Here is a 16,032-nt window from a genome sequence, read left to right as displayed (position 1 = left end):
GCCCCGCCTGGGCGGCCGCGGGCCGCGGCGCCGGCAAGAACACCACCATGGACGACTTCCGGGCCGCCGCCGCGATGCTGGTCGAACGCGGCGAGGCCCCGCCCGGCGGGCTGGGCGCGCTGGCCGCCAGCAACGGCGCCCTGGTGGTCGCCGCCGCACTCACCCGCGAGCCCGGGCTGCTGTCCGCCGCCGTGTGCGCGGCCCCGCTCACCGACCTGGCCCGCTACCAGGTCGGCGGCCTCGGCCGGCTCTGGACCGAGGAGTACGGCGACCCGGCCGACCCGCAGGCGCTGCGGGCGCTGCTCGACTACTCCCCGTACCACCGGGTGGTGCCCGGGACGGCGTACCCGGCGGTGCTGCTCGCCACCGGGGCGAACGACGCGCGGGTGCCGCCCTGGCACGCCTGGAAGCTCTGCGCGGCGCTCGGGCAGGCCGGCACCGGGGGCGCACCGGTCCTGCTCGACCACCACGACAGCGGCGGCCACCAGGGGCGCCCGGCCGCGGCCGGGCGCGAGCTCGCCGTCCGCTCCCTCGCCCTGCTGGGCGCGGGCACCGGCCTGCGGCCGCCCGCCGGCCCGACCGGCTCCCCGCCCCGCCCCCAGTCCTGACCTTCGCCCGTGTCCAACCGAGGAGAGCACCACCGATGACCGATCACCCGCCCCTCCCCGGAGGCCCGTCCCGTCCCGGAGGTCAGCCCCGCGCCGCGCACCACGCCCCGGCCGCCGTGTCGGCCGTCGACCTGACCAAGGTGCACGGCTCGGGCGATGCCCGGGTGGTGGCGCTGGAGCGGGTGTCGGTGGCCTTCCGGGAGGGCGAGTTCGCGGCGATCATGGGCCCGTCCGGCTCGGGCAAGTCCACCCTGCTCCAGTGCCTCGCCGGGCTGGAGTCCTGCACCTCGGGTGCGGTCCGGATCGGTGACGTGGACCTTACCCGGCTGAGCGACGGCCGGCTGACCAGGCTCCGCCGCGACCAGGTGGGCTTCGTCTTCCAGGCCTTCCACCTGATCCCCACCCTGACGGTGTCGGAGAACATCACCCTGCCGCTGACCCTGGCCGGCCGCACCCTCGACCGGCAGTGGCTGCACACCCTGGTCGAGGCGGCCGGCCTCGGCGCGCGGCTCGGCCACCGGCCCTCCCAGCTCTCCGGCGGCCAGCAGCAGCGCGTCGCCTGCGTCCGGGCACTGGTCGGCCGGCCCCGCGTCGTCTTCGCCGACGAACCGACCGGCAACCTGGACTCCCGCTCCGCCGCCGAGATCCTCGCCCTGCTGCGCCGGTGCGTCCGGGAACTCGGCCAGACCGTCGTGATGGTCACCCACGACCCGGTCGCCGCCTCCTACGCCGACCGCGTCGTCTTCCTCGCCGACGGCCGCATCGTCGACGAACTCCTCGCCCCGACGCCCGACCAGGTGCTCGGCCGGATGCGCACCTTCGACGCCAACCTGGGCATCAGCTACTGGTCCGGCCCGGCCTGACCTCCCGCCCGCCGCCCGCCGGATGCGCGAGGATGGTCCCCATGCCGAACCGTCTCGCGGACGCGACCTCGCCCTACCTGCTCCAGCACGCCGACAACCCCGTCGACTGGTGGCCCTGGGGCCCCGACGCCTTCGAGGAGGCCCACCGCCGCGGCGTCCCCGTCCTGCTGTCCGTCGGGTACGCGGCGTGCCACTGGTGCCACGTGATGGCGCACGAGAGTTTCGAGGACGCCGGGCTCGCCGAGTACCTCAACGGGCGGTTCGTCGCGGTGAAGGTGGACCGGGAGGAGCGGCCGGACGTCGACGCCGTGTACATGGAGGCGGTGCAGGCCGCGACCGGGCAGGGCGGGTGGCCGATGACGGTGTTCCTCACGCCGGACAAGGAGCCGTTCTACTTCGGGACCTACTTCCCGCCGCAGCCCCGGCACGGGATGCCGTCGTTCCGGCAGGTGCTGGAGGGCGTGGACGCCGCCTGGCGGGACCGGCGGGAGGAGGTCGGGGAGGTCGCCGGGCGGATCCGGGCCGACCTGGCCGAGCGGGCCGCCGTCTACTCGGCCGGCGCCCACAACCCGCCCGGCGAGGCGGACCTGCACCAGGCGCTGGTGGCCCTCAGCCGGGACTTCGACCAGAGCCGCGGCGGCTTCGGCGGCGCGCCCAAGTTCCCGCCGGCCATGGTGCTGGAGTTCCTGCTGCGCCACCACGCCCGGACCGGTTCGGAGGCGGCGCTGGAGATGGCCGTCCGCACCGGCGAGGCGATGGCCCGCGGCGGCATCCACGACCAGCTCGGCGGCGGCTTCGCCCGGTACGCGGTGGACGCCGGCTGGGTGGTGCCGCACTTCGAGAAGATGCTGTACGACAACGCCCTGCTGCTGCGCGCCTACCTGCACCTGTGGCGGGCCACCGGCTCGGACCTGGCCCGCCGGGTCGCGCTGTCCACGGCGGACTTCCTGCTGCGCGAACTGCGCACGCCCGAGGGCGCGTTCGCCTCCGCGCTGGACGCCGACAGCCTGGACGAGGAGACCGGGCAGTCCGCCGAGGGCGCCTACTACGTGTGGGAGCCCGGCCAACTGGTCGACCTGCTCGGCCCCGCCGACGCGGCCACCGCCGCCCGGCTGTTCACCGTCACCGCCGAGGGGACCTTCGAACACGGCACCTCGGTGCTCCAACTCCTCGCCGACCCCGAGGACTTCGCCGAGTACGAGGCGATCCGGGCGCGGATGGCCGAGGCCCGGTCGTCCCGGCCCGCCCCGGCCCGGGACGACAAGGTGGTCGCCGCCTGGAACGGCCTGGCCGTCGCCGCGCTCGCCGAGACCGGCGCGCTGCTGGACCGCCCCGACCTGGTCGAGGCCGCCGAGCGCGCCGCCGACCTGCTGCTCGCCGTCCACCTCACCGCGGACGGCCGGCTGCTGCGCACCTCCCGGGACGGCCGCGCCGGCGCCAACGCGGGTGTGCTGGAGGACTACGCGGACACCGCCGAGGGCTTCCTCGCGCTGTACGCCGTCACCGGCGAGGCCTCCTGGCTCCAGCTGGCGGGCGGCCTGCTCGACACCGTGCTCAAGCACTTCACCGACGAGGCCTCCGGAGCGCTGTACGACACCGCCGACGACGCGGAGGAGCTGATCCGCCGACCCCAGGACCCGACCGACAACGCCACCCCGTCCGGCTGGACGGCCGCCGCCGGTGCCCTGCTCACGTACGCCGCGTACACCGGCTCCGAGCGGCACCGCACCGCCGCCGAGCGGGCCCTCGGGGTGGTCGGCGCGCTCGCCGGCCGGGCGCCGCGGTTCATCGGCTGGGGCCTCGCCGTCGCGGAGGCGCTGCTCGACGGGCCGCGCGAGGTCGCCGTGGTCGGCCCGGACGGCGACCCGGCCACCGCGGCGCTGCGCCGGGCCGCGCTGCTCGGGACGGCGCCGGGGGCGGTGGTCGCGGTCGGTGCGCCCGGGGAGGCAGGGGTGCCCGGGGAGGCCGAGGTGCCGCTGCTGGCCGACCGGCCGCTGGTCGGCGGGGCGCCCACGGCGTACGTCTGCCGGCACTTCGCCTGCGACGCCCCGACCACCGATCCGGCGGCGCTGGCCGGGAAGCTGGGCGTGGTGGTCGAGTAGCGGGCGGCGCCCCGGCGGCGGCCGGACAGCCGGCGGCGGCCGGTCAGCCGTTGGCGGGCGATCGGACAGCCGGCGGCGGTCGGTCAGCCGTTGGCGGGCGATCGGACAGCCGTCGGTGGCCGGACAGCCGGCGGCGGTCGTCGGATAACCGTTGGCGAAGGAGCCCCGGACGGGTCCACCATGGGCCATGACCTGGACTTTCAGCACGTCCCTCGACGAGTTCCGCGAGCAGGCGGGCGCCTTCCTGGCCGTCCGCCCCGCCGAGAACACCGTCCTGCTCACCATCGCCCACCGGCTGGCCGAGTCCGGCCCGACGGTGTTCGGCGAGCCGCCGGTCTTCGGCTGGTGGCGCGCCGGGGACGGCGGCCCGGTCGGGGGCGCCTTCCTCCAGACGCCGCCGTTCGACCCCCGGCTCTCCCACATGCCGCCGACCGCGGCCGCCGAGCTGGCGGTCGCCCTGGCCGCCGCCGGCAGCGGGTTCACCACGGTGACCGGGGTCGGCGGGGGAACCGGGGCGGTCCGCGCCTTCGCCGACGCCTGGACGGCGGCCACCGGCACCGAGTCGTCCGTCCGTTTCGAGGAACGGCTCTACCGGCTCGGCGAGTTGGCCGACCCGCCGCGCCCGCCGGCCGGCCGCCACCGGCTGGCCGAACCGGCCGACCGCGCGCTGGCGATCCGCTGGTACGAGGAGTTCCTGGTCGAGGCCGAGGTCGAACTCCCCGACGTCCCGCGGGCGGTGGACGAGCGGACCGCGGCCGGCTGCCTGCACCTGTGGGAGGACGGCGGCCGCCCGGTCGCCATGGCCGGCAGCAGCCCGGTCCTCGTCGGCATGTCCCGCATCGGCCCGGTCTACACCCCGGTCGGGAGCCGCGGGCGCGGCTACGGCACCGCCGTCACCGCCGCCACCTCGGCCCACCTCCTCGCCCGCGGCGCCACCGAGGTCCTGCTCTACACCGACCTCGCCAACCCCACCAGCAACTCCATCTACCAGCAGATCGGCTACCGGGCGGTGGAGGACTCCCTGGTCATGGACTTCCGCCGGCCGTAGCCGAAGGGCAGGTCACGGCTCGGCGCGCCGCCCCCGCGCCCCGCCGCCCGTCACTCCCAGTCCCAGCGGATCCCCAGCAGGCACGGCCGCAGGGCGGTGGCCACCAGGTGCACGCAGTGGTGCCCGTCGAGGGTGAGCTCCTCGGTCTCGTACGGCGTCGCGCCGGGGGAGTGGAGGGCGAACCGGTGGCAGCGGACGGGGAGGGCGGCGGGGTGGAAGGTGACCTGGAGGACGTACTGGCCCGCACCGGAGTTGAAGCCCCGGACGTACTCGCAGCTGGCGTCGGGGGAGGGGGCGTCGTCGAAGCCGTAGCCGAGCAGGTGGGTGTCGCCGGCGCGCAGCCGGCGGTCGAGCAGGAGTTCGGCGGCGAGCAGGTGGTGGGCCTGGTCGCGGCGGATGCGGCCGGGGCGGCAGTTCTCCTCGGCGCGGACGCCGACGCGGCTGATGTCGCTGCCCGGATCGCCCTGGTAGAGCGCGAGGTAGCGGTCGATGCCGTCGCGGTGGGCGCGCAGGGCGTGCTGGGAGTCGCGGCGGGTGAGCTGGCGGTCGGGACCGACCCGGATGCGTTCGATGTGGGTGATGGTGTGCAGCCCGGTGTCGCGCGGGCCGGCGAGGGTGGCGAGCAGGTCGTCGACGGCCACGGCCGGGGAGATGAGGTCGCGGTAGGGGCGGACGGGAGGGCCGGCCGGGGCCGGGTCGGCGGCGCGGCGGGGGCCGAGCAGCCGGGTGAGGGAGTGCTCGGGCAGGTCGAGGACCTCTTCCAGGGCGGCGACGGCGCGCAGTGACTCGGCGCGTTCGGGGCGCCGGCGGCCCTGCTGCCAGTAACTGAGGCTGGTGAGACTGACGTTGACGCCGCGCAGCGCGAGGTGGCGGCGGATGCGGTGCAGGGCGAGGCCCCGGGCGGAGATCGCGGTGCGCAGGGCGAGGTGGAAGGGTCCGGTGCGCAGGGCGGCGGCGAGGTCGGCTGGGTCGCTCTTGTGGATGGCGGCCTCCTGGGGGCGGGCGTTCCGGCGGGCGTTCCGTCCGGGCCGTTCGGCATGCGGGCGGCCCGGGCGGCCGGGTGGCCCGGACGGACCGGACGGACCGGCTTTTGACCGTGAATATTCACATCGATGTGGTGGTTTGTCACCGGTCCGAGCCTGCTGCGCGGCGGTTTCCGGAACGCCGTTCACACCCGCGCCCGCCCGTTCACACCTCCGCCCGGGCCCGGCCGAGGGCCGTTGACCTGCCTCTGACAAGGCGCGATGCTCGGGGCGCGATCCGGACCGCGCCCCCACACAGCACCTCGCTCCACTCGTGCAAGGAGGCATTCCCCCATGCCAGTTCCACGGATACGGCTGCGCCGCGCGGTCTCCCTGCTCGCCCTCGGCGTGCTGGGCCCGGCGCTCACCGCCGCGGTGGCCGCGCCCGCGATCGCCGCCCCGGCCGGACAACAGACCCAGACCCAGGCCCAGGCCCACGCTCAGGAGCGGGCCGCGCACCAGGTCCGCCAGGCCGCCGCGCCCGGCAGCACGGTCGACCTGGCCGGCACGTACAAGAAGCTCAACATCACCATGCAGCAGCAACAGCAGACCAACTGGTGCTGGGCGGCGAGCGGGAACACCATCGCCACCTGGTACGGCTACAACTACAGCCAGAACCAGTTCTGCAACGCCGCGTTCGGCCGCTCCGTCAACTCCAGCTGCCCCAACAACCAGGCCACACTGGGCGACGTGCAGAACGGGCTGAACTGGGTCGGCATCAACCCGGGCTCGTACGTCAACGGGTACCTGAACTACGCCACCGTGCAGTCCGAGGTGAACGCCGACCGCCCGATCGAGACGCGCATCCAGTGGAGTTCGGGCGGCGGCCACATGCACGTCCTGTACGGCTACGACACCGGGAACAACTGGGTCTACTGGGGCGACCCCTGGCCCTCCAACTACCGCTACAACTGGGCGGACTACTGGTACTACGTGAACAACAACACGTTCTCGTGGACCCACTCCCTGTACCGGATCGGCGCGTGAGGGCGGCCATGACCGAGACCGAGAACCGTCGTCGGGCCGTGACCACGGCCGTGACCACCGCCACCGCCCTGCTCACCGCCGGCCTCGCGCTGGCGCTCGCCCCGGCCGCGCACGCCGCCGAGCCGGCCGCCCCGGCCGCGCACGCCGCCGCCCCGGCCCCGGTGCCCGCCGCCGAGCTGGCGCAGGCCCGCGGCGCGGTCCAGGACCCGGCCGTCCTCGACAAGGTCGGCCACTTCTTCGCTCGCAAGGGCGTCCCGCCGACCCAGCAGCTGACCATCGGCGCCGCCGAGGAGGCCCGGGCGGCGAGCGCGTCCGCACCGCGGCTGGTCGGCGACACCGTACCGGTCTACCTCCTGGACCCCGGCTTCGTGGCGGGCACCCCGGGCGCACCGGTGGCGAAGGCCGAGTTCACCGCCAGCAAGGTGGTCGCGGCGGACGGGCAGAGCGCCTCGGTCTGGACCGTCCGGCAGGACGGGGACTGGAAGGTGGTCAACATCGCCTCGGGCGGTGACGAGAGCGACTACGCGGCCGAGGCGGCGGGCAGCGGCGGCGGCACCGCCTTCCGCGAGCCGCAGGTCAACGCCTGGTACGTGCTGCGCGACGGCCGGGTGCTGCCGCTGGACGACGAGGCCCGGCGCTCGGTGGGCGCGGGCGGGGTCACCCTGGCCGCGTACCAGCAGCTGGTGCACCAGCGGTACGGGGACAAGCTGCCCGGCTCGGCGTACGACCGGGCGGGCACGGGCGGCGGCTACCAGGTGGACGCGGCACCGCTGTCCGGGGCGGCGCCCGAGCTGGTGGCCGAACCGCGGTCCGCGGCGGCACCGCAGTCCGCGGGCGGCGGTTCGGCGCTGCCGGCCGTGACGGCGGCGGCCGCCCTGGGAGCCACCGCGCTGGTGGGCGCGGGTGCCGCGCTGCGGCGGAGGAAGGGCGTCCGCCGCGGCTGACGGCGGGCGGGGCCCGGTCGGTCGGGCCGGGCCCCGCGATCCGCACCGTCACACAGCACCCGTCACACAGCACCCGTCACACAGCACCCGTCGCTGAGCACCCGTCACACAGCGCCCGTCGCAGAGCACCCGTCACACGGCGCCCGTCACACAGCGCCCCTGGAGAGGGGAGCCGAGAAAGGGGCCGTCACACCCCCGCGAACCCGCTCCCCAACAGCGCGAAGGTCCGGTCGACCAGTCCCGCGATGTCCTCCCGTCCCCCGTCCGCCGCCCACTGGAGCAGGGCCTCGGCGGTGGCCGCGGCGATGGCGGCCGCGGTCACCCGCATCTCGTACGTGGGCTCCTCGACGCCGGCCCGCCGGGTGAGCACGGTGAGGAACAGCTCCTGCGGGCTGCTGCTGCTCCGGTACAGCGCGGCGCGCAGCGCGGGGACCTCGGTGATCAGCCGCATCCGGGTGAACAGTTCCTCGCGGTCGTGCCGGAGCAACTGGTGGATCAGGTCGGCCATGGCCGCCCGGCAGGACTCCAGGAAGGGTTCGTCGGCGGGCCGCGCCAGCAGGGCGGCGATCATCGCCGGGTCGTACTCGTCGGAGAGGACCAGGTCCTCCTTGGTGGCGAAGTACCGGAAGAAGGTGGACGGCGAGACCTCGGCGGCGGCGGCGATCTGCTCCACCGTGGTGCTGTCGTAGCCCTGCTCGGTGAACATCCGGTACGCCTCGCGCCGGATGGTCTGGCGGGTCTTGAGCTTCTTGCGCTCGCGCAGCGACAGCGGCGCCTCCAGCATCGCCTGGACCGGGTTGGTCGGGGCGTCCGGAGGGGCCGCGGTCGGCTGCTGGGGAGTCATGCCCCCGATTATCCGTGATCCCCGCTCATCCGTGATCTCCGTCGGCGGCCGGGGTGTCCGCGGGCATCCGGGCCGCGACCAGCACCGCCGAGACCACCGCGACCAGCCCGGAGACCAGCAGCACCACCCCCATCCCGTGCACGTACGCCGCGTGCGCGGAGGAGCTGAGCGCCGACCCGCCCCCGGTCCGGGCGACGGCGTCGGCGGCGACCACCGACTCCCCGGCCCGGTGCGCCGCCTCGGCCGGCAGCCCACCGGTGTCCAGCGCTCCGCGGTACGCCCCGGACAGCAGGCTGCCGAAGGCGGCGATCCCGATCGCGCCGCCGACCTGCCGCAGCGTCTGCAGCAGTCCCGAGCCGACGCCCGCCCGGGCCGGCGGCAGGGTGGCCAGGGCGGCGGACTGGGCGGTGATCAGCGACAGCCCCATGCCGACGCCGAGCACGCCGAGCCAGACCGCCGCCCGCCCGTAGCCGTCGCCGACGCCGGTGCGGCTGCCGAACAGCAGCGCGGCGGCGAGCAGGGCCAGGCCGAGGCTGATCACCGTACGGGCGCCGAGCCGGTCGACCAGCCGGTCGGTGGCCTTGGCGGCGACCAGCAGCCCGAGCATCATCGGCATCAGCCGCAGCCCGCTGCCGAGGGCGTCCGTGCCGAGCACGCTCTGGAAGTAGGGCGGCAGGACGAAGAAGGCGCCGAACAGGACGAGCGAGATCAGCGTGGCCGCGACGGCGGACCAGCGGAAGGTGCGGTCGGCGAGCAGGCCGAGGTCGAGCATCGGGTCGCGCTGCCGGCGGGAGCGCAGCACCAGTGCGGTGAGGGCGAGCAGCGAGCCGGGCAGGGTGCCGAGCACCAGCGGGTCGGTCCAGCCGCGTTCGGCGCCCTCGATGATGCCGTAGGTGAGTCCGGCCAGGCCGGCGGCGGCGAGCACGGTGGCGAGCGGGTCGATCCGGGGCGCGGCCGGGTTGCGGGTCTCGGGCAGCAGCAGCACGCAGGCGGCGATGCCGATCGCGGTGAGCGGGAGGTTGATCGCGAAGATCGAGCCCCACCAGAAGTGCTGGAGCAGGAGGCCGCCGATCAGCGGCCCGAGCGGGGCGCCGAGGGCGATCGCGGCGGCCAGGACCGCGGTGGCCCGGCGCTGCTCGGCGGGCGGGAAGAGGCCGGGGATCACCGCCATCGACATCGGCATCACCAGCGAGGCGGCCAGGCCCATGCCGGTGCGGGCGGCGATCAGGGTGGCGGGGGAGTCGGCGAGCATGCCGACGGCGGAGGCCAGGGCGAACAGGGCGAGTCCGGCGGTGAGCGTGCGGCGGCGGCCGAAGCGGTCGCCGAGCAGGCCGGCCGGGAGCATCACGGCGGCGAAGACCACGGTGTAGGCGTCGACGATCCACTGCTGCTGTCCGGTGCCGGCCCCCAGCTGCGCGGCCAGCGTGGGCAGCGCGACGTTGAGGACCGTCATGTCGAAGCTGACCACCAGGACGCTCAGGGCGACGGCGACCAGGGCGAGCCGGCGGCGCGGATCGGCGGAGGCGGTGGGTGCGGCGGTGGCCGCGGCGGCGGGCGGTGCGGAGGACACGGGTAACCTCCCAGGCATAGTGGGATTCTCTCTCAAATGAGAGTAACTCTCAAAAGATAGCGACCGTCAAGATGCTTCAGGGGTGGCGCATCGGCTACGCTCCGTGATGTGTCCTGGAAGTGCCGCTTCCGCACAAGGAATTGACGCAACGTTGATCTGCCGTTCGCCGCCTCGGGGCGGTTGGCCATGACTGTCGGTAGATACGATGTGGCAATCGGTCAGTGCTGGCCGACGCGTGCCGAGAGCGGAGAAGAGGTGGGGCGGCGGGAGCCGACCACGTGCCCGGCACCGGGAAAGGGGATCGAAGTGGCCGACGCGGACGACAGGCGGACGAGCGCCCAGGTGTGGGGTTCGGCGGTGGTGGTGGGCTCCGCGCTGGCCGTGGTCGCGGCCTATCTGATCAACGGCGCCGCGCTGGTCCTGGCGGTCGCCGGGGCGGAGACCCTGCTGCTCATGGTCTACGTCGCCCGCCGTTGGCGCGCGCTGCACGGCGAGCCGGCCCCGGTCCGGCACCGCCCGCGCCGCGGCATCCCGGACGCCGCGCACTGCGAGCGCTGCCGCCGGGCCCGCGAGGCACTGGACGCCCGGCAGGCGCGGTCCGGCTCGGCGGGCGCGCCCCGGCGGCCCGGTTCCGCGGCGCTCCCGTCGCCGGCCGGACCGCAGCCCGAGCCCTCCCGGGAGCCCCGCCAGGAGCACGGGGAGCGGCACCACGCGCACGGCGGCCACCACCACGCGCCCGGGCCGCTGCAGGACCTCGACCCGCGGCCGGAGCCCGGCGGCGCCGACCACGCGGCCTCCCCGTGCCGCCCGCAGCTCCGGGCCCCGTACGAGCGGCCCTGGACGGCCGAACGGGCGGCCGCCCGGTCCGTGGACCGTTCGACCGCCCGTCGGGGCGCGCCGGGATCAGCCGGCCGTGCTGTACGCCACCAGTGAGACGCCGACGTACTGGACGATGAACGCCCCCAGGGTGAAGGCGTGGAACACCTCGTGGAACCCGAACCAGCGCGGTGAGGGGTTGGGCCGCTTGAGCCCGTACACCACGCCGCCGATGCTGTAGAGCACCCCGCCGACGATCATCAGCACCAGGACGGCGACCCCGCCGGTGCGCAGGAAGTCCGGCAGGAAGAAGGCGGCGGCCCAGCCCAGGGCGAGGTACACCGGCGTGTACAGCCAGCGCGGCGCGCCGACCCAGAACACCCGGAACGCGATCCCGGCCAGCGCGCCGCCCCAGACCGCCCAGAGCAGCAGCTGCTGGTCGGCGCCCTCGAGCAGCAGCATCGTGAACGGCGTGTAGGTGCCCGCGATGATCAGGAAGATGTTCGCGTGGTCCAGCCGGCGCAGCACGGCGTCCCCGCGCGGGCCCCAGTCGAAGCGGTGGTACACCGCGCTGACGCCGAACAGCAGCCAGGCGCTGACCGAGTAGATCGCGCAGGCGATCTTGGCGGGCGTGGAGTCGGCCAGGGATATCAGCACGATCCCGGCGGCCACCGTGGCGGGGAACATCCCGGCGTGCAGCCAGCCGCGCCACTTCGGCTTGCTCTCCGTGCGGGCACTCTCCGCGAGCGCAGCAGCAGTCATGCGCTGCATGCTACCCGCTACCTACGGACCCGTAGGTTACTCGCGCGTAGGAAGTGGTGATCATCACTCTTAGACGTTTTGGAGTATTTGGAGTGTGGCCCCGCCCACTCCACCGCCGATGTGACCGGCATGTTACTCATAAGTAATCATACTTGTTGTAGTAAAAGATGCGTCAATTTCGACGCTGCGCCGCGTTCGAGCCTTGAGTCCGGGGCTACGCTGCAAGCACCCTCAGACCCCCGCGACGCCGTCTCCTCGCCGAGATGGCGTGAAACGGAGCGATCGTGTCGTACGAGATCTCTGCTCTCAGCGCATCCGCGCCCACCCGCCACAAGCAGCTGCTCGCTTGGGTGAGCGAGATCGCCGAGCTCACCCAGCCGGACCGCATCGAGTGGTGCGACGGTTCCGACGAGGAGTACCAGCGCCTCGCGGACCTGCTGGTGGCGCAGGGCACCTTCAAGAAGCTCAACGAGGAGAAGCGCCCCAACTCCTACTACGCCGCCTCGGACCCGACGGACGTGGCGCGCGTGGAGGACCGCACCTTCATCTGCTCCGAGCAGGAGAAGGACGCCGGACCGACCAACAACTGGAAGGCCCCCGCCGAGATGCGGGCCGTCTTCCAGGGCGAGCAGGGTCTCTTCCGCGGCGCGATGAAGGGCCGCACGATGTACGTCGTGCCCTTCTCGATGGGCCCGGTCGGCTCCCCGCTGGCCGCGTACGGCGTCGAGATCACCGACTCCGCCTACGTCGCCGTCTCCATGCGCGTGATGACCCGGATGGGTCAGGCCGTGCTGGACCAGCTCGGCGAGGACGGCGACTTCGTCAAGGCCGTGCACACCGTCGGCGCCCCGCTCGCCGAGGGCCAGGCGGACGTGCCGTGGCCGTGCAACACCACCAAGTACATCTCGCACTTCCCGGAGACCAAGGAGATCTGGTCCTTCGGCTCGGGCTACGGCGGCAACGCCCTGCTCGGCAAGAAGTGCTACGCGCTGCGCATCGCCTCGACCATGGCCCGTGACGAGGGCTGGCTGGCCGAGCACATGCTCATCCTGAAGCTCACCCCGCCGAACGGCGAGGCCAAGTACGTCGCGGCCGCCTTCCCCTCGGCCTGCGGCAAGACCAACCTGGCCATGCTCCAGCCGACGGTCCCGGGCTGGAAGGTCGAGACGATCGGCGACGACATCGCCTGGATGCGGTTCAACAAGGAGGACGGCCGCCTCTACGCGATCAACCCCGAGGCCGGCTTCTTCGGCGTCGCCCCCGGCACCGGCGTGGACACCAACGCCAACGCGATCGAGACCCTCTGGGGCAACACCGTCTTCACCAACGTCGCCCTCACCGACGACGGCGACGTGTGGTGGGAGGGCCTCACCGAGGAGCCCCCGGCGCACCTGACCGACTGGCGCGGCAACGACTGGACCCCCGAGTCCGGCACCCCGGCCGCCCACCCGAACGCCCGCTTCGCCGTCCCGGCCGCGCAGTGCCCGACCATCGCCCCGGAGTGGGAGGACCAGGCGGGCGTGCCGATCTCGGCGATCCTGTTCGGCGGCCGCCGCGCCACCGCCGTCCCGCTGGTCACCGAGTCCTTCGACTGGCAGCACGGCGTCTTCCTCGGCGCCAACATCGCCTCCGAGAAGACCGCCGCCGCCGAGGGCACCGTCGGCGAGCTGCGCCGCGACCCGTTCGCGATGCTGCCGTTCTGCGGCTACAACATGGGCGACTACTTCGCCCACTGGCTGAAGGTCGGCGCCCAGGCGGACCCCGCCAAGCTGCCGAAGATCTACTACGTCAACTGGTTCCGCAAGAACGCCGAGGGCAAGTTCGTCTGGCCCGGCTACGGCGAGAACAGCCGCGTGCTCAAGTGGATCGTCGAGCGCCTGGAGGGCACCGGCGAGGGCGTCGAGACCCCGATCGGCGTGCTGCCGACCGTCGACGGCTTCGACCTGGGAGGCCTGGAGCTGTCCAAGGAGGACCTCGACCTGCTCTTCACCGTGGACGCCGACATCTGGCGCCAGGAGGCCGCCCTCGTGCCGGCCCACCTGGAGACCTTCGGCGACCACACCCCGAAGGAGCTGTGGGACGAGTACCGGAACCTCGTCGCGCGCCTCGGCTGAGCCTGAGCCTCAGCCGGGAGAGAGGCGGGCGCGCGGCACGAACCGCGCGCTCCGCCGAGCGGCAGGACGGCCGGAGTTCCGCCGGGCGATTTTCCCCCGACCAAGGAGATCGCCCGGGCCGGGACTCCGGCCGTAGTGTTTTCCCGGCGGCCCCCGCCGGAGGCCACGGCTGGACGTACGCCCCGCCCGGGGCTACGGCTGGACGTAGCCGTCGAGGAAGTCGCCGATCCGGGTCACCGCGTCGGTGATCTCCTCCGCCCGGGGCAGCGTGACCAGCCGGAAGTGGTCCGGCTCGGGCCAGTTGAAGCCGGTGCCCTGGACCAGCAGGATGCGCTGGGAGCGCAGCAGGTCGAGCACCATCTGGGCGTCGTCCTTGATCTTGTGGACCTTGGGGTCCAGCCGGGGGAAGGCGTACAGCGCGCCCTTGGGCTTGACGCAGCTGACCCCCGGGATCCGGTTCAGCAGCTCGTACGCGGCGTCGCGCGAGGCGTGCAGCCGGCCGCCGGGCAGCACCAGGTCGCGGATCGACTGCCGCCCGCCGAGCGCGGCGGCCACCGCGTGCTGCGCGGGCATGTTGGCGCACAGCCGCATCGAGGCGAGCACCGTCAGGCCCTCGATGTAGCTGCGGGCCCGGTGCCGGTCGCCCGACAGCACCATCCAGCCGGAGCGGAAGCCCGCGACCCGGTACGCCTTGGACAGCCCGTTGAAGGTGATGCAGAGCAGGTCCGGGGCCAGGGTGGCCAGCGGGACGTGCTCGGCGTCGTCGTAGAGGATCTTGTCGTAGATCTCGTCCGCGTAGACCACCAGCTGGTGCCGGCGGGCGATCTCCGCGATGCCCTCCAGCACCTCGCGCGGGTAGACCGCGCCGGTCGGGTTGTTCGGGTTGATCACCACGATGGCCCTGGTCCGGTCGGTGACCTTGGCCTCGATGTCGGCGAGGTCCGGGTACCACTCGGACTGCTCGTCGCAGCGGTAGTGCACCGCGGTGCCGCCGGCCAGCGAGACCGAGGCGGTCCACAGCGGGTAGTCCGGGGCCGGGACGAGCACCTCGTCGCCGTCGTCCAGCAGCGCGGTCATGGCCAGCTGGATCAGCTCGGAGACGCCGTTGCCGAGGAAGACGTCGTCGACCGAGAGGCCGTGCAGCCCGCGGTCCTCGTAGTGCATGACCACCGCGCGGCGGGCGGAGAGCAGACCCTTGGAGTCGCCGTAGCCGTGCGCGGTGGCGAGGTTGCGCAGGATGTCCTGGAGGATCTCCGGGGGCGCCTCGAACCCGAAGGTGGCCGGGTTGCCGGTGTTGAGCTTCAGGATGCGGTGGCCCTGTTCCTCCAGCCGCATCGCCTCGTCGAGCACCGGGCCGCGGATGTCGTAGCAGACATTGGCGAGCTTGCTGGACTGGATGACCTGCATGTCCGCCTACTTTAGGGGTACGGAGGGGGCGTGCGGCGGGTCTCCGCGGGGGCGCTTCCGAGGGCCCGCACGGCCCCCTTGGATCGCCAGGCGGGGGTGCCGGGCAGCCTTCCGAACCGGCAGTCGAATGTCCGGAATGCTCCTGTATGCGAGGAGCGTCGCCGCACCGCCGGCCGGAACGAGACGGACGGCACACTGCCCGGCGCGGGAGGATGCGGCCGGTGCGTCGGTCGAGGAGGGGGTGCGCCGGTGGTCCCGGTCGTGGTCGCGGCGGTGCTGGTCGGTCTCCTGGCGGCTCCGCCGCTGCGCGGGCTGATCGCCCGGTACGCGGTGCCGGAGGGCGAGCCCCGGTGCGAGGACTGCCCGTCCTGCGGGCGCCGGGTGCGCCTGCTGCCGCCGACCGGGCGCTGCCCGGGCTGCCGGGAGCGGCTGGGCGCCGGCCCCGGGTCGGTGGAGGTGGTCGCGGCGGCGGCGGCCGTCGCGGTGGCGTACGCGGCGGACCGGCTGGTGGTGGTGACCCTGGCGCTGGCCTGGGCGGCGGCGCTCGGCGTGGTGCTCGGCTTCGTCGACGCGCGGGTGCGCCGGCTGCCGTACCGGCTGACCGTGCCGCTGCTCGGCGGGGTGTCCGCGCTGCTGCTGGCGGCGGCGCCGACGGTCGGCCCCGGGGTGCTGCTGCGCTGCCTGCTGGTCGCGCTCACGGTCGGGGGTCTGCTCGAACTGGCCGTCTGGCTGGGCGCGTTGGGCCCCGGGGACTCCCCGCTCGGGCTCGCCCTGGGCGGGCTGCTCGGCTGGTACGGCTGGTCGGTGGCGCTCGGCGGGCTGTTCGCGGCGATGGTGCTCGCCGGGCTGTGGGGCACCCTGCGGGCCGCCGCCGCGCAGGCCCGCCGCCCCCCGCTGCGCCGGCTCGACCACCCGGTAGGCCCGTTCCAGCAGCACGGAGCCCTC

General features: G+C 74.2%; 14 protein-coding genes. 9 read left to right on the top strand and 5 right to left on the bottom strand.

The features are described 5' to 3' along the window. The 4 genes from ABZW03_RS22600 to ABZW03_RS22585 all read left to right on the top strand — a co-directional run. On the top strand, nt 1-608 hold a 608-nt coding region (locus tag ABZW03_RS22600; RefSeq protein WP_355261065.1), incomplete at its 5' end, for a prolyl oligopeptidase family serine peptidase. A gap of 35 nt (nt 609-643) precedes the next feature. After that, nucleotides 644-1,471, top strand: a complete 828-nt coding sequence (locus ABZW03_RS22595; protein WP_355261062.1) for an ABC transporter ATP-binding protein — start codon at nt 644-646, stop codon at nt 1,469-1,471. Between the two features lie 41 nt (nt 1,472-1,512). Continuing rightward, a complete protein-coding gene (locus tag ABZW03_RS22590) occupies nt 1,513-3,573 on the top strand; it encodes a thioredoxin domain-containing protein (RefSeq protein WP_355261059.1) in 2,061 nt (686 codons plus the stop codon). A 187-nt stretch (nt 3,574-3,760) separates the two neighbouring features. Continuing rightward, nucleotides 3,761-4,621, top strand: a complete 861-nt coding sequence (locus ABZW03_RS22585; RefSeq protein ID WP_355261056.1) for a GNAT family N-acetyltransferase — start codon at nt 3,761-3,763, stop codon at nt 4,619-4,621. Nucleotides 4,622-4,671: 50 nt separating this feature from the next. Here the strand turns inward: ABZW03_RS22585 and ABZW03_RS22580 are convergent, their stop codons facing one another. Next, nucleotides 4,672-5,604 (bottom strand): hypothetical protein, encoded by a 933-nt coding sequence (locus ABZW03_RS22580; RefSeq protein ID WP_355261068.1) that lies wholly within the window; start codon nt 5,602-5,604, stop codon nt 4,672-4,674. 333 nt (nt 5,605-5,937) lie between these two features. Between ABZW03_RS22580 and ABZW03_RS22575 the strand changes: the two genes are divergently transcribed. Next, a complete protein-coding gene (locus ABZW03_RS22575) occupies nt 5,938-6,630 on the top strand; it encodes a papain-like cysteine protease family protein (protein ID WP_355261053.1) in 693 nt (230 codons plus the stop codon). 8 nt (nt 6,631-6,638) lie between these two features. Next, nucleotides 6,639-7,574: a hypothetical protein gene (locus ABZW03_RS22570; protein WP_355261050.1), complete on the top strand. Its 936-nt coding sequence runs from the start codon at nt 6,639-6,641 to the stop codon at nt 7,572-7,574. A 187-nt stretch (nt 7,575-7,761) separates the two neighbouring features. Here the strand turns inward: ABZW03_RS22570 and ABZW03_RS22565 are convergent, their stop codons facing one another. Further along, on the bottom strand, nt 7,762-8,418 hold the full coding sequence (locus ABZW03_RS22565) for a TetR family transcriptional regulator (RefSeq protein WP_355261048.1): 657 nt from the start codon (nt 8,416-8,418) through the stop codon (nt 7,762-7,764). A gap of 25 nt (nt 8,419-8,443) precedes the next feature. Further along, entirely contained in the window at nt 8,444-9,988 is a 1,545-nt protein-coding gene (locus tag ABZW03_RS22560) for a DHA2 family efflux MFS transporter permease subunit (protein WP_355261046.1), read from the bottom strand. A 306-nt stretch (nt 9,989-10,294) separates the two neighbouring features. On the opposite strand from ABZW03_RS22560, the gene ABZW03_RS22555 reads away from it, so the two are divergent. Further along, complete coding sequence (locus ABZW03_RS22555) at nt 10,295-10,921, top strand: hypothetical protein (protein WP_355261043.1); 627 nt, start codon at nt 10,295-10,297, stop codon at nt 10,919-10,921. Here ABZW03_RS22555 and ABZW03_RS22550 read toward each other — a convergent pair. After that, nucleotides 10,892-11,575, bottom strand: coding sequence for a hemolysin III family protein (locus ABZW03_RS22550; RefSeq protein ID WP_355261040.1), 684 nt, complete (start codon nt 11,573-11,575; stop codon nt 10,892-10,894). The two genes, ABZW03_RS22555 and ABZW03_RS22550, sit on opposite strands and share 30 nt — an antisense overlap. A gap of 275 nt (nt 11,576-11,850) precedes the next feature. Between ABZW03_RS22550 and ABZW03_RS22545 the strand changes: the two genes are divergently transcribed. Next, entirely contained in the window at nt 11,851-13,680 is a 1,830-nt protein-coding gene (locus ABZW03_RS22545; RefSeq protein WP_355261037.1) for a phosphoenolpyruvate carboxykinase (GTP), read from the top strand. 192 nt (nt 13,681-13,872) lie between these two features. Here the strand turns inward: ABZW03_RS22545 and ABZW03_RS22540 are convergent, their stop codons facing one another. Continuing rightward, complete coding sequence (locus ABZW03_RS22540) at nt 13,873-15,087, bottom strand: pyridoxal phosphate-dependent aminotransferase (protein WP_355261034.1); 1,215 nt, start codon at nt 15,085-15,087, stop codon at nt 13,873-13,875. A gap of 249 nt (nt 15,088-15,336) precedes the next feature. Between ABZW03_RS22540 and ABZW03_RS22535 the strand changes: the two genes are divergently transcribed. Next, on the top strand, nt 15,337-16,032 hold a 696-nt coding region (locus ABZW03_RS22535; protein WP_355261032.1), incomplete at its 3' end, for a prepilin peptidase.

Source organism: Kitasatospora sp. NPDC004799 (assembly GCF_040609095.1).
Taxonomy (GTDB): domain Bacteria; phylum Actinomycetota; class Actinomycetes; order Streptomycetales; family Streptomycetaceae; genus Kitasatospora.
Note: the sequence above shows the minus strand (reverse complement) of the source record. Positions and strands in the feature narration are given on the sequence as shown.

Coding starts and splice junctions, on each gene's coding strand:
- ABZW03_RS22565 (WP_355261048.1), bottom strand. CDS start 8,418: ATGACTCCCCAGCAGCCGACCGCGGCCCCTCCGGACGCCCCGACCAAC.
- ABZW03_RS22575 (WP_355261053.1), top strand. CDS start 5,938: ATGCCAGTTCCACGGATACGGCTGCGCCGCGCGGTCTCCCTGCTCGCC.
- ABZW03_RS22590 (WP_355261059.1), top strand. CDS start 1,513: ATGCCGAACCGTCTCGCGGACGCGACCTCGCCCTACCTGCTCCAGCAC.
- ABZW03_RS22550 (WP_355261040.1), bottom strand. CDS start 11,575: ATGCAGCGCATGACTGCTGCTGCGCTCGCGGAGAGTGCCCGCACGGAG.
- ABZW03_RS22585 (WP_355261056.1), top strand. CDS start 3,761: ATGACCTGGACTTTCAGCACGTCCCTCGACGAGTTCCGCGAGCAGGCG.
- ABZW03_RS22540 (WP_355261034.1), bottom strand. CDS start 15,087: ATGCAGGTCATCCAGTCCAGCAAGCTCGCCAATGTCTGCTACGACATC.
- ABZW03_RS22595 (WP_355261062.1), top strand. CDS start 644: ATGACCGATCACCCGCCCCTCCCCGGAGGCCCGTCCCGTCCCGGAGGT.
- ABZW03_RS22570 (WP_355261050.1), top strand. CDS start 6,639: ATGACCGAGACCGAGAACCGTCGTCGGGCCGTGACCACGGCCGTGACC.